The organism is Mycobacterium sp. RTGN6, from assembly GCF_033804605.1.
In the GTDB taxonomy this organism is placed as follows: Bacteria; Actinomycetota; Actinomycetes; order Mycobacteriales; family Mycobacteriaceae; genus Mycobacterium.
On sequence record NZ_JAPZKZ010000001.1, the window covers coordinates 252,800 to 273,215 of the forward strand.

General features: G+C 68.9%; 19 protein-coding genes and 1 other RNA gene. 12 read left to right on the forward strand and 8 right to left on the reverse strand.

Annotated elements, in window-relative coordinates:
- Genes cobC through SLQ33_RS01220 form a run of 4 tightly spaced genes read left to right on the forward strand, consistent with a single transcriptional unit; the run spans window position 1 to window position 3,966 of the window.
- Complete coding sequence (cobC, locus tag SLQ33_RS01205) at window positions 1–1,026, forward strand: Rv2231c family pyridoxal phosphate-dependent protein CobC (protein WP_319451953.1); 1,026 nt, start codon at window positions 1–3, stop codon at window positions 1,024–1,026.
- Window positions 1,023–2,147: a Nif3-like dinuclear metal center hexameric protein gene (locus SLQ33_RS01210; protein WP_319451954.1), complete on the forward strand. Its 1,125-nt coding sequence runs from the start codon at window positions 1,023–1,025 to the stop codon at window positions 2,145–2,147. Before cobC ends, SLQ33_RS01210 begins: the two co-directional genes overlap by 4 nt.
- On the forward strand, window positions 2,144–2,881 hold the full coding sequence (locus tag SLQ33_RS01215) for a zinc ribbon domain-containing protein (RefSeq protein WP_319451955.1): 738 nt from the start codon (window positions 2,144–2,146) through the stop codon (window positions 2,879–2,881). Before SLQ33_RS01210 ends, SLQ33_RS01215 begins: the two co-directional genes overlap by 4 nt.
- Window positions 2,878–3,966: a bifunctional RNase H/acid phosphatase gene (locus SLQ33_RS01220; protein ID WP_319451956.1), complete on the forward strand. Its 1,089-nt coding sequence runs from the start codon at window positions 2,878–2,880 to the stop codon at window positions 3,964–3,966. The genes SLQ33_RS01215 and SLQ33_RS01220 overlap by 4 nt, the downstream gene beginning before the upstream one ends.
- Here the strand turns inward: SLQ33_RS01220 and SLQ33_RS01225 are convergent, their stop codons facing one another.
- Window positions 3,967–4,548, reverse strand: coding sequence for an XRE family transcriptional regulator (locus SLQ33_RS01225; protein WP_319451957.1), 582 nt, complete (start codon window positions 4,546–4,548; stop codon window positions 3,967–3,969). It lies immediately after the preceding gene.
- Between the two features lie 46 nt (window positions 4,549–4,594).
- On the opposite strand from SLQ33_RS01225, the gene SLQ33_RS01230 reads away from it, so the two are divergent.
- The gene (locus SLQ33_RS01230) at window positions 4,595–5,215 is read left to right on the forward strand and encodes a class I SAM-dependent methyltransferase (RefSeq protein WP_319451958.1); all 621 of its coding nucleotides are present in this window, start codon (window positions 4,595–4,597) and stop codon (window positions 5,213–5,215) included.
- An 87-nt stretch (window positions 5,216–5,302) separates the two neighbouring features.
- Here SLQ33_RS01230 and SLQ33_RS01235 read toward each other — a convergent pair whose 3' ends face one another.
- Complete coding sequence (locus SLQ33_RS01235) at window positions 5,303–5,722, reverse strand: VOC family protein (protein WP_319451959.1); 420 nt, start codon at window positions 5,720–5,722, stop codon at window positions 5,303–5,305.
- 10 nt (window positions 5,723–5,732) lie between these two features.
- Entirely contained in the window at window positions 5,733–6,185 is a 453-nt protein-coding gene (locus SLQ33_RS01240; protein WP_319451960.1) for an AraC family transcriptional regulator, read from the reverse strand.
- Between the two features lie 29 nt (window positions 6,186–6,214).
- Here SLQ33_RS01240 and rnpB point away from each other — a divergent pair.
- An RNA gene (gene rnpB / locus SLQ33_RS01245) (RNase P RNA component class A) lies at window positions 6,215–6,613 on the forward strand.
- 10 nt (window positions 6,614–6,623) lie between these two features.
- On the opposite strand, the gene SLQ33_RS01250 is transcribed toward rnpB, so the two are convergent.
- The 4 genes from SLQ33_RS01250 to SLQ33_RS01265 all read right to left on the reverse strand — a co-directional run bounded on the left by SLQ33_RS01250 (window position 6,624) and on the right by SLQ33_RS01265 (window position 11,605).
- Complete coding sequence (locus tag SLQ33_RS01250) at window positions 6,624–8,147, reverse strand: CYTH and CHAD domain-containing protein (RefSeq protein WP_319451961.1); 1,524 nt, start codon at window positions 8,145–8,147, stop codon at window positions 6,624–6,626.
- Between the two features lie 85 nt (window positions 8,148–8,232).
- Window positions 8,233–10,236 (reverse strand): 5-oxoprolinase/urea amidolyase family protein, encoded by a 2,004-nt coding sequence (locus SLQ33_RS01255; protein ID WP_319451962.1) that lies wholly within the window; start codon window positions 10,234–10,236, stop codon window positions 8,233–8,235.
- Window positions 10,233–10,859 carry an urea amidolyase associated protein UAAP2 gene (locus tag SLQ33_RS01260; protein ID WP_319451963.1) on the reverse strand — a complete coding sequence of 209 codons (627 nt, stop codon included), beginning with the start codon at window positions 10,857–10,859 and terminating at the stop codon, window positions 10,233–10,235. The genes SLQ33_RS01255 and SLQ33_RS01260 overlap by 4 nt, the downstream gene beginning before the upstream one ends.
- Window positions 10,856–11,605 carry a DUF1989 domain-containing protein gene (locus SLQ33_RS01265; protein ID WP_319451964.1) on the reverse strand — a complete coding sequence of 250 codons (750 nt, stop codon included), beginning with the start codon at window positions 11,603–11,605 and terminating at the stop codon, window positions 10,856–10,858. The genes SLQ33_RS01260 and SLQ33_RS01265 overlap by 4 nt, the downstream gene beginning before the upstream one ends.
- 144 nt (window positions 11,606–11,749) lie before the next feature.
- On the opposite strand from SLQ33_RS01265, the gene SLQ33_RS01270 reads away from it, so the two are divergent.
- Both SLQ33_RS01270 and SLQ33_RS01275 read left to right on the forward strand, forming a co-directional pair.
- Window positions 11,750–12,418 (forward strand): helix-turn-helix domain-containing protein, encoded by a 669-nt coding sequence (locus SLQ33_RS01270; protein WP_319451965.1) that lies wholly within the window; start codon window positions 11,750–11,752, stop codon window positions 12,416–12,418.
- Between the two features lie 25 nt (window positions 12,419–12,443).
- A complete protein-coding gene (locus tag SLQ33_RS01275; protein WP_319451966.1) occupies window positions 12,444–13,223 on the forward strand; it encodes an enoyl-CoA hydratase/isomerase family protein in 780 nt (259 codons plus the stop codon).
- Window positions 13,224–13,232: 9 nt separating this feature from the next.
- On the opposite strand, the gene panB is transcribed toward SLQ33_RS01275, so the two are convergent.
- On the reverse strand, window positions 13,233–14,081 hold the full coding sequence (gene panB / locus SLQ33_RS01280) for a 3-methyl-2-oxobutanoate hydroxymethyltransferase (protein ID WP_319452528.1): 849 nt from the start codon (window positions 14,079–14,081) through the stop codon (window positions 13,233–13,235).
- 153 nt (window positions 14,082–14,234) lie between these two features.
- Here panB and SLQ33_RS01285 point away from each other — a divergent pair, with 153 nt between their 5' ends.
- The 4 genes from SLQ33_RS01285 (at window position 14,235) to SLQ33_RS01300 (ending at window position 20,365) form a co-directional block, all read left to right on the forward strand.
- The gene (locus tag SLQ33_RS01285; protein ID WP_319451967.1) at window positions 14,235–15,626 is read left to right on the forward strand and encodes a wax ester/triacylglycerol synthase family O-acyltransferase; all 1,392 of its coding nucleotides are present in this window, start codon (window positions 14,235–14,237) and stop codon (window positions 15,624–15,626) included.
- A 46-nt stretch (window positions 15,627–15,672) separates the two neighbouring features.
- Complete coding sequence (locus SLQ33_RS01290) at window positions 15,673–17,181, forward strand: alpha/beta hydrolase (RefSeq protein WP_319451968.1); 1,509 nt, start codon at window positions 15,673–15,675, stop codon at window positions 17,179–17,181.
- Between the two features lie 137 nt (window positions 17,182–17,318).
- Window positions 17,319–18,815 (forward strand): alpha/beta hydrolase, encoded by a 1,497-nt coding sequence (locus SLQ33_RS01295; RefSeq protein ID WP_413467564.1) that lies wholly within the window; start codon window positions 17,319–17,321, stop codon window positions 18,813–18,815.
- Window positions 18,809–20,365 (forward strand): alpha/beta hydrolase, encoded by a 1,557-nt coding sequence (locus SLQ33_RS01300; protein WP_413467565.1) that lies wholly within the window; start codon window positions 18,809–18,811, stop codon window positions 20,363–20,365. Before SLQ33_RS01295 ends, SLQ33_RS01300 begins: the two co-directional genes overlap by 7 nt.
- Window positions 20,366–20,416 lie beyond the last annotated feature (51 nt).

Consider the following 20,416-nt stretch of genomic DNA (forward strand, 5'->3'; position numbering starts at 1 on the left):
GTGGCGAGTCTCAGGCGGCGGGCAGGTGCGCGCTATCACGGCGACGAGGCCGCCACGCCCGCCATGCTGGACTTCGCCGTCAACGTGCGCTCGGAACGCCCGCCGACGTGGCTGACCGACCGGCTCGCCGCCCGCTTGAGCGACCTCGGTCACTATCCGAGCGCCGCGGACGTCGCGCGCGCCACGGCGGCCGTCGCGAGCAGGCACGGCCGCGACCCCGACGAGGTCGCGCTGCTGGCCGGAGGCGCGGAGGGGTTCGCGATGCTGCCGCAGTTGCGGCCCCGGCTGGCCGCGCTGCTCGCGCCGTCGTTCACCGAGCCGGAGGTCGCGCTCGCCGAGGCCGGCATCCCGATTCACCACGTCGTGCTGGACCCGCCCTTCCGGCTGGCTGACGCCGTCGTACCCGAGGACGCCGACCTGGTCGTGGTGGGCAACCCGACCAACCCGACGTCGGTGCTGCACGCCCGCGACGACATCCTCGCGCTGCGCAGGCCGGGCCGGATCATCGTCGTCGACGAGGCGTTCGCCGACGCCGTCCCTGGGGAAGCGCAGACGTTGACCGGCCACTCACTACCCGACGTCCTCGTACTGCGCAGCCTCACCAAGACATGGTCGCTGGCCGGGCTGAGAGCCGGCTACGCGCTGGGCTCGCCGGAGGTGTTGGCCCGCCTGACCGCGGCCCGGCCGCACTGGCCGGTGGGCACCCTGCAGATCGAGGCGATCGCCGCGTGCTGCGCGCCGGAGGCGGTCGAGGAGGCCGCTGCCGGTGCCCGTGCGCTTGCGGTGCTCCGCGCGGAACTGGTGGCGGGCCTGACCGCCGCGGGCGCCGACGTCGTCGACGGCTGCGCGCCCTACGTGCTGTTCACCGTGTCCGACGCCGTGCTGGTGCGTAAGCACTTGGAGGCCAACGGCATTGCGGTGCGACGGTGCGACACGTTCGTCGGGCTCGACGGGCAGTACCTGCGGGTGGCGGTGCGGCCCGAGTGGCCGCTGCTGGTCGAGGCCATCGCGGAGGTGCTGCGGTGAGCGCGCGGCTAGCCGACGTCATCGACGTGCTCGAGGCGGCCTATCCGCCGCAGCTCGCCGCGGACTGGGACTCGGTCGGCCTGGTATGCGGCGACCCGACGGAGCAGGTCTCGTCGGTCACCGTCGCGGTGGACGCCACGGCTGCCGTCGTCGCCGACGTACCCGACGGGGGCCTGCTGCTCGCGCACCATCCGCTGCTCTTGCGCGGCGTCGACTCCGTCTCGGCGGACACCGCAAAGGGCGCGCTGCTGCACCGGCTGATCCGTGGCGGCAGCGCACTGTTCACGGCCCACACCAACGCCGACTCGGCGTCGCCCGGGGTGTCCGACGCGCTGGCCGAGGCGCTCGGGCTGACGGTCGATGCCGTGCTCGCCCCGGTGCCCAGCGGGCCCGGCCTCGACAAGTGGGTGGTGTTCGTTCCCGCCGATGCTGCCGACGCCGTGCGGGACGCGCTTTTCGCGGCCGGTGCCGGGCACATCGGCGACTACTCGCACTGCAGCTGGTCCGTCGGCGGCACCGGGCAGTTCCTGCCGCACGAGGGCGCGGCGCCCGCCATCGGCACGGTCGGCGCGATCGAACGGGTGCCGGAGCAGCGCGTCGAGGTCATCGCGCCAGCTGGGCGCAGACCCGCGGTGCTCGAGGCGATGCGTGCGGCGCACCCCTACGAGGAGCCCGCCTTCGACGTCTTCGCGCTGGCTCCGATGCCTGCCGGTGTCGGCATCGGCCGGGTGTGTTCGTTGTCGGCTCCGGAACCGTTGTCGGCGTTCGTCTCCCGCGTCGCGCGCGGGTTGCCTGCGACCTCGTGGGGGGTGCGTGCGGCGGGCGATCCCGACGCGGAGGTGTCGCGGGTCGCGGTATGCGGGGGAGCGGGGGACTCACTGCTGGACGCGGTATCGGGGGCGGACGTGCAGGCGTACGTCACCGCCGATCTGCGTCACCACCCGGCCGACGAGTTCCGGCGCGGCAGCGACGTCGCCCTCGTCGACGTCGCGCATTGGGCCAGCGAGCAACCGTGGTGCGGGCAAGCCGCGCAACTGTTGGCTCGGCACTTCGGCGACTCGTTGCCGGTACACGTCAGTGCGGTGCGCACTGACCCTTGGAACATCGAAAGAGACGTATGAAGGCTGAAGTCATTCAACAACTTTCATTACTGGAGCTCGCGTCCGTCGACGCCGAGCTCGCCCGCTTGGCACACCGCGCCGGGCACCTGGCCGAGCAGGAGCGCTTCGACGCGGTGCAGGCCGAACACCGCGAGGCCAACGACCGGTTGGCGATATTGAGCATCGCGCTCGAGGACCTCGACGGTCAGGTCGCCAAGTTCGAAGGCGAGGTCGACGGCGTCCGTCAGCGGGAGGACCGCGACCGCACGCTGCTCGCCGGGGGAACCACGGATTCCAAGCAGCTCGTCGAACTGCAGCATGAGTTGGAGACGTTGGAGCGCCGCCAGGCCAGCCTGGAGGACTCCCTGCTGGAGATCATGGAACGCCGTGAGCAGCTGCAGGGCGAGCAGGCGGCGCAGTTGAGTCGCATCGACGAACTGCAGAGTGACATGTCCGCCGCGCAGGCCACCCGCGACGGAGCACTGGTCGAACTCGAACAGGCCAAGCACCGCGGCGTGTCCCGGCGCGACCAGCTGGTCGGGAGTCTCGACGCCGACCTGCTGGCAATGTACGAACGCCAACGCGCCCGAGGTGGCGCGGGAGCGGGGCTGCTGCAGGCGCGGCGGTGCGGAGCGTGCCGCATCGAGATCGACAAGGGCGAAATGGCGCGGATCTCCGCGGCCCCCGAGGACGAGGTGCTGCGTTGTCCCGAATGCGGGGCGATCCTCTTGCGGACCAAGGAGTCCGGGCTGTGAAGGTCATCGTGGAGGCGGACGGCGGCTCGCGCGGGAATCCGGGCCCCGCTGGCTACGGCGCGGTGGTGTTCTCCGCCGACCGTGAGCAGGTGCTGTCCGAACGGAAGCAGGCGATCGGTACCGCTACCAACAACGTCGCCGAATATCGCGGGCTCATCGCGGGACTCGAGGCGGCGGCCGACGTCGGCGCCTCCGAGGTGGCCGTCTCGATGGATTCCAAGCTGGTGGTCGAACAAATGGTTGGGCGCTGGCGCGTCAAGCATCCCGATCTGGTCCCGCTGAACCAGCGCGCCAAGGAACTGGCCCGCGAGTTCGAGCGGATCAGTTACGCGTGGATGCCGCGCGCCAAGAACGCTCACGCCGACCGGCTGGCCAACGAGGCCATGGACGCCGCCGCTTCGCAGGCGACCGAGTCCGAGGACGCGAAAACCGTTGCGACGCCGAACTCCCCAGCGGGTTGGTCCGGTGCGCGCGGCGCGCCGACGCGACTCTTCTTGCTCCGTCACGGTCAGACGGAGTTGTCGGTGCAGCGCCGCTACTCGGGTCGGGGCAACCCGCCGCTGACCGAACTCGGCCGCCGTCAGGCCGATGCGGCGGCACAGTATCTGGCCGACCGTGGCGGCATCACGGCGGTGCTCAGCTCGCCGTTGCAGCGCGCCCATGACACGGCGACGGCCGCGGCCAAGGAGCTTGGCCTCGACGTCATCGTCGACGAGGACCTGATCGAGACGGACTTCGGGGCGTGGGAGGGGCTGACGTTCACCGAAGCCGCCCAACGCGATCCGGAGTTGCACACCCGGTGGCTGCGCGACACCAGCCTGGCGCCGCCCGACGGCGAGAGCTTCGACACCGTGGCACAGCGGGTCCGGCGCGCGCGCAACCGGATCATCGCCGAGTACGGCGACGCGACCGTGCTGGTGGTGTCCCACGTGACACCGATCAAGACGGTGCTGCGGCTCGCGTTGGACGCCGGCGAGAGCATCCTCTACCGCCTGCATCTCGACCTGGCGTCGCTGTCGATCGCCGAGTTCTACCCCGACGGTCCGTCGTCGGTGCGGCTGGTGAACCAGACGGCGTATTTGTAGTCAGCTGTGGACGTGCAGACGTTCGCCGTGCGGGCCGAGCAGGGCAATGCCCTCGACGGGTCCGTCGATCGTGCCGAACCAGTGCGGGGTCCACGTCGAGAACTCCACCGCCTCACCGGGTTTGATGATGAAGTCGCGTTCGCCGAGTATCAGTCGCAGCCGGCCCGACAGGACGTAGAACCAATCCTGGCCGTCGTGCACGGGCAGTACGTCGGGCGGCGTGCGGCGCCGTGCACTGACCCGGATCTTGAAGGCGTGTAGCCCTCCTGCGGGCCCGCCGCGAGTCAGCGGCCAGAAGGTCACGCCGTTGGCGGTGCGCGAGCTGCCGCGCACCCGCGGGTCGTCGGCCTCGGGTGCGCGCAGCAGTTCGTCAGTGCTGACCGACAGCGCCGAGGCGAGCCGGGGTAGGTGATCGAGCGCCAGTCGCCGCTTGCCGGATTCGAGCCGGCTCAGCGTCGACACGTCGATGTCGGCGCGGGTGGCGACCTCCTCGAGCGTCAACCCGCGCTGTGTGCGCAACTCCCGCAGCCTGCGCCGCACGCGCAGGTCGACGTCGTCGGTCTTCTCCGTGTTTGCCTGCATGGCAAACCAGCTTGGCACTCTGCGAGTGGCCGGGCAAGGTGAGGTCATGAGCGACATACAGCAACACTGGGAAGAGCACTACGGCGAGCGCGACCGGATCTGGAGCGGACGCGTCAACGTGCAGTTGGCCTCGGTGGTTGGTGAGCTGCCGCCTGGCCGTGCCCTCGATCTTGGCTGCGGCGAGGGTGGTGACGCCGTCTGGCTTGCGGAGCGGGGCTGGCACGTGGTCGCCGTCGACGTCTCCGAGACCGCGCTGGAACGCGCAGGTGCGGAAGCCCGGGCGCGAGGTGTGTCGGACCGCATCGACTTTCAGCAGCACGACCTGTCGGACAGCTTTCCCGCAGGTAGCTTCGACCTGGCCTCGGCGCAGTTCCTGCACTCCACCGTCCGGCTGGAGCGGCCCCAGATCCTGCGCAATGCGGCGAGCGCGGTGGCACCTGGCGGGCTGCTCGTCATCGTCGACCACGCCGCGCCCCCGCCGTTCTCGAAGAAGGTGCCGCACGACCACCCGTTCCCCAGCCCCGAGGAGGTGCTGTCCGAGTTGGATCTGCCTGCCGCGGAATGGGACCGAGCCCGCGTCGAGGTCGTCGACAGGGCCGGGACCGACCCGGACGGTCAGCCGTTCACCTGGCGCGACAATCTGATGGTTCTGCGCCGCAGGAAATGAGCCCGCCGAAAGTACGGTTGTTCGCGGCCTTCCTCGGCGTTTAGGTGCAACAACCGTACCTTCGGCAGCGCGGTCAACCGAGCACTTCTAGGGGTTTAGCTGCGTCAATCGCACGCTGTTGCCCGACGGATCCCGGAATCCGGAGTCGATGCCGTACGGCATCTGGTTGGGTGGCTCGTTGTACTCGACGCCGCGCGAGGTCAGTTCCTCGTAGGTGGCTTGAACGTCGTCGGTAATGAGGAACACGGTGCCCGCGAACCCCTTTGCGGTGAGGTCGAGCACCTGCTTGCGGGTGTCCTCGTCCATCAAGGGTTCGCCGGGAACCGCCATCAACACGATGCTGACGTCGTCCTGCCCGGGCGGCCCGACGGTGAGCCACCGGAAGGCGCCCATCTCCTCGGGGAACGACACGTCCTCGCGCACCTCCATGCCGACCTGTTCGGTCCAGAACTTCAGCGCGACTTCTTGATCATGAACCCACAAGTGGGTGCTTCCAATTTTCATCACGGGCCCGACGCTACGGTCGGCCGCCGCCACCCGTCTTCTCCCGGTGTGCTGTCTTGACGCGGCTGTCGGCGGGCGGTCGCGTGTCACGCAGAAGGATGCAACTCGGCACCCGCGCCCGGGATGCGGCGGGCGGCATGCTGGCCCGGTACGCCGCGGGAGGCTTCCCGTACACCCGGGCGAAGCTCGTCGTGAACGACCCGACGCTCTGCAAACCGACCATCACGCAGATGTCCGCGACCGAGCGGTCGGTGTACCGCAGCAGGGCCGCCGCCCGCTCCAGCCGTCGGGTCTGGAGGTACGCCCGCGGCGATTCCCCGAACGTCCGGGTGAACATCCGGGAGAAGTGGGCGCGGGACAAGCCGGCTGCCGCGGCCAGGTCGTCGACCGTGATCGGTTCGGCGTATCGGGCGTCGACCAGGTCCTTCGCCCGGAGCAAATACCGTGCCGGTGGCACCTGAGCCATGGTGATCAGAGTACGGTGATCAGCGCGGACGAGTTGGCCGGGCGGCCGCGGGCATCGGGATTTCTCGGTGTTCGAGGAAAGTCCGGACTTCACAGAGCAGGGTGATTGCTAACGGCAATCCGAGGTGACTCGCGGGACAGTGCCACAGAGAACAGACCGCCACCCACTGGGTGGTAAGGGTGAAACGGTGCGGTAAGAGCGCACCAGCACTCCGGGTGACCGGAGTGGCTAGGCAAACCCCACCCGAAGCAAGGCCAAGAAGGCCGCAACCTGGTTGCGGCCGCGCAGGCGTTCGAGGGCTGCTCGCCCGAGCCTGCGGGTAGGCCGCTCGAGGCACCCGGCAACGGTGTGTCCAGATGGATGGTCGCCGCTTCGTCGCCAGTCATGGTGGCGAGGAACAGAATCCGGCTTAAAGGCCAACTCGTCCGCCCGCCACCCTTACTGTCCGTCGCGCACGGCCTTCCTGAGTTGCTTGAGCGCGTCGTCGAGTTGCTCCTCGGAGCGGCTGGCCAGGTAGGCCTCCTGCTGGAACAGCACGCCGTAGGTGAACGTGTCCTCGCCGGCACCGTGGGCCACCGCCGCCTCCTGCAACAAGTGGATGCGGCTGACGACGCTGTCCTGATGGTCGCCGAGGAGTGACTGGATCGCCTTGGCGCGGTCGGCGACCTTCTCCACGCCAAGCGCTGCGGCGGTATAGCGAAGTTGCTTGGCCCGCTTGCGAATCTCGTGCAGGGCCACGTCGCTGTCGTGGGCGGACACGGCGTCGTCGGCGGCGGCCGCTCGAGCGCGTTTCGTCGCCTTGCGGACCTTCCGGAACGCCGAGTCGACGGTGACGGGTGCGGCTTCCTCACCGGCCGCCGACGTCACGGGCTCGGCGGCGACCAACGCCTCGAGGGCGTCGAGCAACCGGAAGTAGCGCTCGGAGCGCATCGCCGTCAGCGATCGGCGCAACCCGGCCTGGTAGCGGTGCTTCGCTCCGTCGACGAGCCGCTCCCGCACCGGGCCCCGCACGAGGTCGGCGGGCAGATCGTCGAGCCCGCGCTCATAGCGTTCGGCCAGCACCTCTGCGTCTCGGGCCACCCCGAGAATTCCGGCCAGGAGCCGCAGCTCCTCGAGCACCCAGGCCTCGTCGGAGATGCCGAACGATTCCTCGGAGGCGCGCAGCAGACTTCGGATCTTGCGCGTCACGACCCGCATCTGGTGGACCGAGTCCCACGCGTCGGCGCGGACCGCGCGGTCCCAGACCAGGAGTTCGTCGACCTGCTCTGCGACGGCGCGGTGTACCGGGTCCGTCGACTCGAAGGGCGGCGAGTCCGGTGCGTCACCGCGGGCGGCGGACAGCACGCGCGCCAACTTCGAACCGTGTCCCGCGGGCTCGGCGCCCGCGTCGAAGAGTCGGTTGGCCAACCGATCCAGCAGCTCCGCGCCCGCGTCGGGATCGACACCCTCGACGAGCTCGAGTTCCCACTCCCGCCAGGTCTGCCGCTCGCCTTCGGAGCCGGCCGACGCGGTGACCTGGTCGTCGCAGAACTCCGCCAGTGCGGATCCGGACACCCCATGGAGTACGTCGACGGTGCGGGTCGTCTCGATCCGCGCGACCGGATGCAGGGGCCGGTCGCGGACGATCGCGAGTACGACGTCCTTGAGCTCGGCGGGCACCGCTTCGACGTCCCCGTCGCCGAGGGGTAACCGCACTTCGGTCCTCGCGTCGGGTCCGGCTGGCAGCTTCAGGTGCCAGCCGGCATCAGGGCCACCCGTCCGGCGACGCAACGTCACGCGGTGGGCGGCCAAGGCGTGTTCCGGGGTGTCGAAGTAAACGGCGTCGAGGCGTTGCACGGGCGAACGCTCGATTCTGGCAACCGACGAAAGACCCTCGAACGAGGGCGACACGGTGGTCTCGACCACTGCGAACTTGCGTTCGACCTCCGTGTGACGCGACGGTTTGCGCTTCTCAGATGCCATCTTCGCCTTCAGTCGGGTGTTCACAGTGGCCGAAATTCGTGAACAGGTTGCCACATCCAGGTGAACAGCCGACCTCGGCGTGGCTTCAGCTCGCGCGGCGGAACTCGCCCGCCAGCTGCCAGGCCTGCCGCTCTGCCGCGAACGCGGCGCTCTGCTGCTCGCGGAACGCGTCGATGCTCTGCTCGTTGGCCGAGAGGAAGTCGCGGTATCCGGCCAGGGCGAACTCGCCCGCCGCGATGTCGACGTCGCCGCGCCCGGCCGCCATCTCGGCGCGCAGGTGCAGCAGTTCCTCGGCACTTACTGGGTAGAAGCTGATCCGGTCGAAATACCGCAGTAGCCAAGGTGTTCCAGGCTCGAAGGACCGGGCGTCATTGGGGTGGCAATGATTCCACACCTGCGTGGTCCGGCCGACGAACTGGTAGCCGCCCGGGCCCTCCATGCCGTAGATGCACAGATAGGCGCCGCCGATGCCGACGGCGTTCTCCGGCGTCCACGTCCGGGCCGGGTTGTACTTCGTCGTCACCAGCCGGTGCCGTGGATCCAGGGGAGTGGCAACGGGCGCACCGAGATACACGTCGCCGAGGCCGAGCACCAGGTACTGCGCGTCGAAGACGACGTCGTGGACCTGACCGGCGTCGTCGAGTCCGTTGACGCGCCGGATGAACTCGATGTTGTCCGGGCACCACGGTGCGTCGGACCGCACGCCGTGCACGTAGCGCTGGATGGCTTCGTGGGTGGCCGGGTCGTCCCACGACAGGGGTAGCCGGACCGTGCGGCTCGGCACGACGAGGTCGCCGGTGGCGGGCAATTCGTCGTCGACGCGCGCCACCAGTTCGACGACCTCGGACATGGGCAGCACGGCGGGGTCGAACTGGACCTGCAGCGAGCGCACGCCGGGGGTGAGCTCGGTGAGCCCCGGCACGTCGCGGGCCACCAGGTGCTGGTGCAGCACGTGTACCCGCGCCCGCATCGCGAGGTCGAGCATCATCGGCCCGTACTCGACGAGGACGCCACCGTCACCGGCCCGGCGCAGCGTCACGGCAGTGCCGTCGGCGGCGGTGAACGCCGTGAGGACGCCGTCGTCCCCGTCGCCCGACGTCGAGATGACCGACGGGAACGACGCCCGCCTGTCGACGTCGATGGTGCGCATCGACGGCGCCCGATCGGCGCGTACCGGCACGAAGCGCACCGCGTCGCCCGGCGCCATCTGGCCGAGCTTCCAGCGGTCGCCGCCGACGACCGTGACCGGGCACACGAAGCCGCCGAGGCTGGGCCCGTCGGGGCCGAGCAGAATGGGCGTGTCGCCCGTGAAGTCCAGCGCACCAACGCAGTACGCGTTGTCGTGAATGTTGGAGGGATGAAGCCCGGCCTCGCCGCCATCGGTGCGGGCCCATTGCGGCTTCGGCCCAGCCAAGCGCACGCCGGTGCGGTCGGAATTGAAGTGGACGACGTAATCGGTGCCGACGATCGTGTCGATGTCGTCGCGGGTGAAGAACTCGGGAGCGCCGTGCGGGCCCTCGGTGACGGCGATCTCCCAGCGGTGCCCGATGCTCGGTTGCTCGTCGATCGCGGCCCTTGCGGCCCGGTCCGGCCACAACTCGTGGGGGCCGGGGTCGGTGCCCACCGTCAACACGTCGCTCTCGCGAAGCGGGCGGCCCCCGTGGCCGCCGAAGGTGCCCAGCGTGAACGTCGCAGTGCTGCCGAGGTATTCGGGCTCGACGAGTCCGCCCGCCACCAGGACGTAGCACCGCATCCCAGGGCCGGTGAGCATGCCGACGTCCAGCACAGCCCCGGCGGGGACGTTGACGGACTGCCACTGCGGGACCGCGACGCCGTCGACCGTCACATCGACGGGAGCGCCGGTCACGCACACCCGCGCCCCATCGGGGAAGCGGAGCCCGGGCCCGCCCCGCGTGCATTCGAGCCCGGCGACGCCCTCGGCATTGCCGAGTACCCGGTTGCCGATGCGGAAGCTCAAGTCGTCCATGGGACCGGACGGCGGAACGCCGATGTGCCAGAAGCCGACTCGGCCCGGCCAATCCTGGACGGTGGTCAGCATTCCGGGCCGAACCACCTCGATGGTGCTCATGCGCCCGTCATCACCATCCGCACCGGGGTGGGGTCGAATCCGTTGCAGGGGTTGTTGATCTGCGGGCAGTTCGACACCAGCACCAGCGTGTCGACCTCGGCCCGCAGGGTCAGCGACTTGCCAGGCGCGGACAGTCCGTCGACGATGCCGAGCGTGCCGTCGGCCTCGACGGGCACGTTCATGAAGAAGTTGACGTTGGAGACGATGTCGCGTTTGCCCATACCCCATTTCGTGGCCTCGGCGAGGAAGTTCTCCGCGCACGCGTGCTGGTGCACGGTGTGGTGCCCGTAACGCAACGTGTTGGATTCCTTGGAACAGGCGCCCGCGATGGTGTCGTGATTGCCCACCTCGTCGGACACGATCGTCATCAGGGCGGTGCCGTCGGTGGCACGCAGCACCGAGCCGGTGGTCAGGAAGATGTTGCGTTGTGCGGCAACGGTTGCTTGCGCGCTGTAGCGCAACGCGGGGTCGGGGCGGCCGTCGGCGAACCCGTAGAAGAGCGTGTCGACGGCCTGGTTGCCGTGCAGGTCGATGATCTGCAACTGACTGCCCGCGGCGACGACGGTCGACCACGGGGCACAGGCCCCAACCACGTCGTCGAGTACCACGGTGCTGGCCGTCATTTCGCCGCCTCGCTGTTTCGTGCTGCGGCCCAAGTGCTTTCGGTGTTGAACAGGGCGCGCAGGTATTCGGGATCGGTGGTGACCGGTTCTGTCAGTTCGGCGCCGGCCTGCCACCCCACGACGTCGAGGTCAGTGACGGCGGGGTCGGGGTCGAGCGGATGCGCCGCATTGACCACGACGACAATCAGGGGGAGGTGCAGCAGCAGGTCCACGGTGGCGCCGGGGCCCGCCCCGCCCGTGAAGCCAAGCGCGCCGTCGTCGCCCACCCGGACGCCCTTCAACAACGACACCGACGGTGCGACGTCGCGAATGTCCATGCCGTGCTTGTGAACTCCGAGCAGCATCTGCGCCCGGGCCGCGGCGGTCATGCCGCACAGCGCGTCGTGGTGACTCGACGTGTCGTCGACCACGGTGGCGAGCACCCGGCCTTGGTCGGACAGCAGCGGATGTCCCACGCCGAGATAGGCCTGCCACGGCACCTTCATGGTGTCGGCGACGTTGAGCCGCTCCCACGAGGCGTCGGCGCGGAACAACAACAGGTGCGCGCACGCTCCGCCGTCCGGGTCGGCCAGGCGAAGCCGGGTGCCGCGACCGAGCACCTTGGTGGCGTACGAACCCGCCGGAACCACCTCCGCCCAGGTGAGCCCCGTGGCGTCGGCCGGTGTCGCGGGCACGCGCATCTGCACCGTCGTGGCCTGCGCGCGGGCGTGCGACCGGGCGCCGTCGGTCGAGTTAGTGCTCGACATGTCTGGCCTCCTCATAACTGTCAGATGAAAGGTTTTCAGGTTGGCGTTCCGGCCTGGTATCGCGAGAGTTACCGGTACGTTGACCTATTTCTATCAAATGACAGGTAATCGTGCACGGCGAGCGGCCGGTGTCACAATGACCCCATGCACACCGACGGCCGCGGGCGCCCGAGACTGGAGCGCTCCCGGCGCCCGGGCAAGACCGCCCGCGAAGAGATCCTCGACGCCGCCGCCGAACTCTTCACCACCCACGGCTACGCCAATACCTCGACGCGCCGCATCGCCGACGCGGTCGGAGTGCGCCAGGCCTCGCTCTACCACCACTTCGCCACCAAGGACGACATCCTCGAGGCCCTCCTCGCGGGCACCGTCGACGAGCCGCTCCGACTGGCCGCCAAGCTGCTCGGGGAGGGCGGCGCTGCGACCGGCCGGCTGCACGCCCTCGTCGTCGCCGACGTCGCCCAGCTGTGCCGCAGCACCTGGAACCTCGGCGCGCTGTACCTGCTGCCCGAACTGCGCGTCGAGCGCTTCGAACAGTTCCGGCTGGACCGCGCCGAACTGCGCGACCGCTACCGACGGCTCGCCACCGAGGTGATCGCCGAGTGCGATGGTCCGCCGGATGCCGTCGACCTGCCGTTCCGGCTCACGGAGTCGGTGATCAACCGCCGGTCCGACGACGGCGAGTGCCCGCCCGAGCAGCCGTCGGTCATCGCCGAGGGCGCGCTGCGCACGCTGGGCTTCCGCGGCGACTTCGCCGCGCTGCGCGAAGCGACCGCCAAGCGGCTGGCCTTACAGATCGGTGTGATGACGTAACTCGGCCTGCGATACCGTTTGCGCCATGACCGATTTCGAGACGTTGACGTTCGCCCAGTCCGGACCCGTCACCAGCATCGTGCTCAACCGGCCCGACGCCGCGAACGGAATGAACGACACGCTCACGCGCGAGCTCGCGGTCGCGGCAGCACTGTGCGACGTCGCCGCGACGAAGGTGGTCACCATCACCGGCGCGGGCCGATTCTTCTGCGCGGGCGGCGACCTCAAGGCCATGGCCGCGGCCCCCGACGCGGGCACCTTCGTCAAGGGCATCGCCGACGATCTGCACCGCGCGCTGTCGACGTTCGCCCGCATGGACGCCGTCGTGATCACCGCCGTGAACGGCACCGCGGCGGGCGCGGGCTTCAGCCTCGCCGTCACCGGTGACCTGGTGTTGTCCGCCGAGTCGGCCAAGTTCACGATGGCCTACACGAAGGCCGGGCTCAGCCCCGACGGGAGCTCGTCGTACTTCCTGCCCCGGCTCATCGGGATTCGCCGCACCCAGCAGCTGATGCTCACCAACCGGACGCTGACCGCCGCCGAAGCGCTGGACTGGGGACTGGTCACCGAGGTGGTGCCCGACGCCGACCTCGCGGGCCGGACCGAAGCGCTCGCCAAGGAGATGGCGAGCACCTCGCGGACGTCGAACTCCGCGGTCAAGCGGCTGCTGCTCGGCACCTACCGCGCCGGCATCGAAGAGCAGATGGAGCTAGAGGGTCGCTACATCGCCGACTGCGCACGATCCGCCGACGGACAGGAAGGCATCGCGGCCTTCCTTGGCAAGCGGGCGCCGGAGTTCGGCTGAGCCGACCGCCTAGAAGGAGTGCTCCTCGGCGGGGAATGCGCCGGTGGCCACCTCGTTGGCGTACTCGGTTGCGGCCCTGCGCAACTCGTCACCGACGGCGCCGAAGCGCTTGACGAACTTCGCCGTCTTGCCCGAGGTCATGCCGGCCATGTCCTGCCAGACCAACACCTGCGCGTCGCAGTGGACGCCCGCGCCGATGCCGACGGTCGGGATGGTCAGCTTGCCGGTGATCTGCGTGGCGAGTTCGGCGGGCACCATCTCGAGGACGACGGCGATCGCGCCCGCCTCGGCGACGGCGATGGCGTCGTGAACGGTCTGTTCGGCGGCGTCACCGCGGCCCTGCACCCGGAATCCGCCGAGCCCGTTGACGCTCTGCGGAGTGAAGCCGATGTGCGCGATCACCGGGATGCCGGCTTGCGTGAGGACCGCGATCTGTTCGGCGACGCGCTCGCCGCCTTCGAGCTTCACGGCGGCGGCCCCGGTCTCCTTCATGAACCGCGTCGCGGTGGCCAGCGCCTGCTGCGGGCCCGCCTCGTAGCTGCCGAACGGGAGGTCGGCGACCACTAGGGCGTGCGGCGCACCGCGCACCACGCCGCGGACCAACGGAATGAGCTCGTCGATGGTCACCGGCACCGTGGTGTCATAGCCGTAGACGACGTTGGCCGCTGAATCACCCACCAGCAGCACGGGAATCTCGGCGTCATCGAAGACGCGGGCGGTGGAGTAGTCGTAGGCCGTCAACATCGCCCACTTGTGGCCCTCGGCCTTCCACTTCTGCAAGTGGTGGGTGCGGACCTTGATCCGCGGCTTGGGCGTAACCGAATCGGTGGCAGCACCGTAAACCGTCTGCTCAGACATCATTGTCCCTCATCTGGTCGGGTCGTCCTCGAGGCCCATCCGGGTCCCCGGGTCGTCTGACAGGCTAAGTCTGCCACTCGCGGCCCCGAAGTTGAACTTTCGCCGAAGTGCATTTCCTCACACCTCGCTACATCGCGGGCCTACGATCGCGCCATGCAACGGCTCAGCGGACTCGACGCCAGCTTTCTCTACCTCGAAACCGCTGCACAGCCGCTACACGTCTGCTCGATCCTTGAGATCGACACCTCGACCATTCCCGGCGGATACAGCTTCGATCGGTTGCGCGACGCGCTGAGTCTCCGGATCAAGGCGATGCCCGAGTTCCGCGAGAAGCTTGGTGACAACCGCTTCAACCTCGACCACCCGGTGTGGGTGGAGGACAAGGACTTCGACGTCGATCGCCATCTGCACCGCATCGGGCTGCCATCACCCGGCGGCCGAGTCGAGTTGGGGGAGATCTGCGGGCACATCGCCTCCTTGAACTTGGACCGCAGTCGACCGCTGTGGGAGATGTGGGTGATCGAGAACGTCGCGGGCACTGACGCGCATGACGGCGGTCGGCTGGCGGTGATGACGAAGGTTCACCACGCAGGCGTCGATGGTGTCACCGGGGCGAATCTGATGTCGCAGCTGTGCACCACCGAAGCCGACTCGCCGCCACCGGATCCGGTCGAGGGGGTGGGCGGTGGCTCGGACTTGGAGATCGCGGTCAGCGGGGCCATCAAGTACGCCACCCGGCCGCTCAAGTTGATCAACGTGGTGCCGTCCACGCTTTCGACGGTGGTGGACACCGTCAAGCGGGCGCGCAGCGGGCTGTCCATGGCTGCCCCGTTCGCCGCCCCGAAAACGCGCTTCAACGCAAAGGTCACCGGGCACCGCAACGTCGCGTTCGCGCAGCTGAACCTCGAGGACATCAAGACCGTCAAGAACCACTTCGGCGTCAAGGTCAACGACGTGGTGATGGCGTTGGTGGCCGGTGTGTTGCGGCGCTTTCTGCTCGACCGCGACGAACTTCCCGACAGCACCCTCGTCGCGATGGTTCCGGTCTCGGTGCACGACAAGTCGGATCGTCCTGGCCGCAACCAGGTTTCGGGCATGTTCTCGAGCCTCGGGACCAACATCGAGGACCCGGCCGAGCGGCTCAAGACCATCGCCGACGCGAATTCCGTTGCCAAGCAACACAGTGCGGCCATCGGGGCGACGCTGTTACAAGACTGGTCACAGTTCGCCGCGCCCGCGGTGTTCGGCGTCGCAATGCGCGTCTATGCGTCGAGTCGGCTCACCAGCGCCGCGCCCGTGCACAACCTGGTCATCTCGAACGTGCCGGGACCGCAGATCCCGCTGTACTTCCTCGGCGCCGAGGTCAAGGCGATGTATCCGCTCGGCCCGATCTTCCACGGCTCGGGGCTCAACATCACCGTAATGTCGCTGAACGGAACGCTCGACGTCGGACTGATCTCCTGCCCCGAACTGCTGCCCGACCTGTGGGACATGGCCGACGACTTCCGCGTCGCGCTCGACGAGTTGGTGGACGCCACCCGCTAGCGCCCCTGGTCTGCGCATATGTCAGGTCATGGCACCATGGTCAGCCATGAGCCTCAGACGCGGGGTCCTCGCGGCCGCCATGATGGTGTTGCTGGTCGCTGGCTGCAGCACGTTGGTCGACGGGCGTGCAGTCATGGGTGCTCCGCGGCCGGGATCCCCCGTGCAGTGGACGAAGTGCAATCCCACGTCCCCTGACGCAAAGATTCCGGATGGCGCCGAATGCGGTTTGCTCTCCGTGCCCGTCGACTACGCCAAGCCCGACGGCGACGTCGCGCGGATCGCGATGGTCCGCATCCCCGCGACGGGCCAGAAGATCGGGTCGCTCGTCCTGAACCCCGGCGGCCCTGGCGAGTCCGGCGTGGAGGCGGCGCTCACGATCAGCGAGTCCATGCCGCAGTCCGTGCGGGAAAAGTTCGACGTGGTGGGCTTCGATCCGCGCGGCGTCGGGTTGTCCAGGCCCGCGGTGTGGTGCAACAGCGACGAGGAGAACGACCGATTGCGTGCCGACCCGCAGGTCGACTACTCGCCTGCGGGAGTCGCGCACATCGAGAGCGAGACCAAGGCCTTCGTCCAGCGCTGCGTCGACAAGATGGGCAAGGACTTCCTCGAGAACGTCGGAACCGAAAACGTCGCAAGGGATCTCGATGCGATGCGGGCGGCGCTCGGCGACGAGAAGCTGTCGTACATGGGCTATTCCTACGGCACCCGCATCGGCGCCACCTACGCCGAGCAGTTCCCGGAGAAGGTTCGCGCGATGATCCTCGATGGTGCGGTCGACCCGAATGCCGACCCCATCGAGGCAAACATCAAGCAGGCCGCCGCGTTCCAGACCGCGTTCAACGACTACGCCGCCGACTGCGCCAAGAGCCCGGACTGCCCGCTCGGCACCGACCCCGCGAAGGCCGTCGAGGTCTACAAGTCGTTGGTCGACCCGTTGGTCGAGAAGCCCGCGAAGACCAAGGATCCGCGTGGGCTCAGCTACGGCGACGCGATCGTCGCCACGATTCTGCCGCTGTACTCACCGACCCTGTGGAAGCACCTCACGACGGGGCTGCGGGACCTGCGCGACGGCAGTGGCGACACCATGCTGATGCTCTCCGACCTCTACATGGGTCGCGACGACAAGGGTCACTACGACAACTCCACCGACGTTCGGGTGGCGGTCAACTGCGTCGACAAACCGCCGATCACCGATCGCGCAGCGACCGTGGAGCAGGACAGGCGCTCCCGCGAAGCGGCGCCCTTCATGAGCTACGGCGACTTCACCGGGAACGCGCCGCTGGGCACCTGCGCCTTCTGGCCGGTTCCACCGACGTCGACGCCTCACGAGCTCAAGATCGACGGGCTACCACCCACCTTGGTCGTGTCGACGACGAACGACCCCGCCACCCCGTACCAGGCGGGCGTCGATCTGGCCAGACAGCTCGGAGGCGCGCTGCTGACCTACGAGGGCACCCAGCACACTGTGGTCTTCCAAGGGAATAGCTGCGTCGACGACATCGCCGCTCGCTACCTGCTGGACGTGGCGATACCGCCGCCCGGCGCCAAGTGCTGAGCACTCTGCCCGAGCAAAGGTCACCATCGCATCACCGTCTGATTGCTGCCTTGTCTCTGCTTGCCGTCGAGTACAGACCGCGAAGGCCGTTGCGTGCGAACATGTTCGCCATGTGGCGGGCGGCGGCAAAGTGGACGATGGCGCCGATCGTGATCCTCGTGGTGTCCACGTTCACGGTTCCGGTCGCGTCGGCGTCCCCGGAGGGCGAGCCCGCCGCGGCCTACGGCCAAGCCCCGGTGTGGGGCAGCTGTGCGGACTTCCTCGGTGACGTCCGCGGTCTTCCGACGGCCCAGTGCGGCACGGTGTCCGTGCCGATCGACTACGCCAATCCCCAAGGGCCGCAAGCACAATTGGCCGTGATCCGAGTGCCTGCCACCGGCGACCGGCTCGGCGTGCTGATGGTGAACCCGGGTGGTCCCGGCGCATCCGCGGTCGACACCGTCGCGCAGATGGGCGCCGGACTGGCCGATACCGAGGTCACCCGGCGCTTCGACCTCGTCGGCTTCGACCCGCGCGGGGTGGGGCATTCCACGCCGCAGGTGCGCTGCCGCACCGACGCCGATTTCGACGTCTACCGCCGCGACCCGATGGTCGACTACAGCCCCGACGGCGTCGCACACATCGAGAGCGTCTACCAACGGATCGTCCAGGGCTGCGTCGATCGGATGGGCACGGAGTTCCTCGCGAACGTGGGGACGGCGTCGAGCGCCCAGGACATGGACGTGGTGCGAGCGGCGTTGGGGGAGAACCAGCTGAACTATCTCGGCTACTCCTATGGCACCGAGCTCGGGGCCACCTACGCCGAGCGCTACCCCGAGCGGGTGCGTGCCATGGTGCTCGACGGCGCCGTCGACCCCGGATCCGACCCGATTGGCGAGAACCTGCGCCAATTGGCGGGATTCCAAACGGCATTCGACGACTACGCACTCGACTGCGCGCGGTCCACCGACTGCCCGCTCGGCCAGGACCCGACCCAGTTCGTCGCGCGCTACCACGAACTCGTCGACCCGCTCGCGCAGCAGCCGGGCCGCACCTCGGATCCGCGTGGGTTGAGTTATTCGGACGCCATCACCGGAACCGTCAACGCGCTTTACACGCAGCGCTATTGGAAGTACCTCACCAGCGGACTGCTGGGGCTGCGCCGCGCCAGCGACGCAGGCGACCTGCTGCTGCTGGCCGACGACTACCAGCACCGCAACCCGTTGGGCCACTACGACAACCAGCAGGACGCGTTCACCGCCATCCGCTGCGTCGACGCGCCATACCCAAGCGATCCGGCGGTCTGGGCCGACGCCGACCGCCGGGCGCGGGAAGCGGCGCCCTTCATGGCATACGGCGAGTTCACCGGGTTCGCCCCTCGCGACATGTGCACCATGTGGCCGGTGCCGCCGACGTCGACTCCGCACGCCGTGACGTCCCCCGGCCCCGGCAAGGTTGTCGTCGTGTCGACCACCCACGACCCGGCTACCCCGTACCAAGCCGGCGTCGACCTGGCGCGCGAAATGGATGCCGCACTGATCACGTTCGACGGAACTCAGCACACGGTGGTGTTCAACGGTGATGGGTGCGTGGACCCCGCCGTGGTGAGCTTTTTGGTCGACTCGACGATGCCTCCGCCCGACTTGCGTTGTTAGCGGCCCCGCGCTGGCTCGTCGTGCTCGCCGTCTGCATCCTTGCGGCGTCCTCGGCGGATGGCTGCACCAGGGTCGTCGCCGGCAGGCACCGGCCCCCGACGCCTGCCGTCGGCGCACCCTTGCAGTGGGGGGACTGCGACGCCTTCGGAGTGTCCACCGACGACCTCCCTCGCTCCACGCGGTGCGCGGACCTGGCCGTGCCGGTCGACTACGCGAAGCCCGGCGGTGACGTCGCAGCGGTCGCGGTGATCAAGATCCCAGCCACGGGACGCAAACTCGGTTCGCTGGTGATGAATCCGGGGGGCCCTGGCGGTTACGGCGTGGACTTCGCGGCCTGGTTCGCGCCGGAGCTTCCGCGCGCACTACGCGAACGGTTCGACATCATCGGGTTCGACCCCCGGGGAGTGGGACATTCGCGCCCCGCAATCTCCTGTGTCTCCAGCGCGGAATTCGACGCGTGGCGCGCCGACCCGGACGCCGACTTCCCGCCCGGTGGCAACTCGGGCACCGACTACACCCCGGAAGGCGTTGCGAGGTTCGAGGCAGCGGAGCGACGGTACGTGCAGTCCTGCGTTGAGCGGACGGGCGTCGACTTCCTCGCCGCCATCGGCACGTCGAACGTCGTCAAGGACCTCGATGCGTTGCGCGAAGCCCTCGGCGACGAGCAGCTGACCTACCTGGGCTACTCCTACGGCACGCAGATCGGTGCACTGTTCGCCGAGGCGTACCCCGACCGGGTCCGGGCGATGGTGCTCGACGGCGCCGTGGACCCCGCGGCGGGAAGCATGCAGTGGATGCTCGACCAGGCGGCCGGATTCCAGATGGCGTTCGACGACTACGCCACCGACTGCGCGCGCTGGCCGCGCTGCCCGTTGGGCACGGACCCAACGAAGGCAGTGCAGGTCTATCACGAGCTCGTCGACCCCCTGCTGGACGAGCCGGCGCCCACGGCCGACCCGCGCGGGCTGACCTACGACGACGCGATCACGGGCACCGTCGACGCCCTATACATCCCGCAGACGTGGACGACCTTGACCGATGGCCTTCGGGCCGTCAAGGAGGGGCGCGACGCCGATGACCTGTTGGGGCTCGCCGACGAGTACCTCGGGCGCGACGAGGACGGCGAGTACGCGAACAGCATGGACGCCTACACCGCCGTCACGTGTGCCGACTACCCCTACCCCAAGGACGAGGCGGCCTGGGCCGCGTACGACCAGCGGCTTCGGGAGGTATCGCCGTTCCAGGTGTTCGGTCACTTCACCGGCCACGCGCCGCGGGGGGTCTGCGCGTTCTGGCCAGTGCCTGCGATCAGCGAACCGCACCCCGTCTCCGCCGACGGTGTGTCCCCGGTCCTGGTCATCTCGACGACTAGGGATCCAGCGACACCCCATCAGGACGGAATCGACCTCGCCCGTCAACTCGGCGCGAGGCTGCTGACCTTCGAGGGCACCCAGCACACCGCGTCATTCGGCGGCGTCGCATGCGTCGATGACGCCGCCACCGACTACCTGATCGACCTGACGTTGCCGCCGGAGGGCCTGGTTTGTTAGCTGGAAGCCATGGCGGCAAGTGGTGATCGCTGGTCCCTTCGACTACTGTCG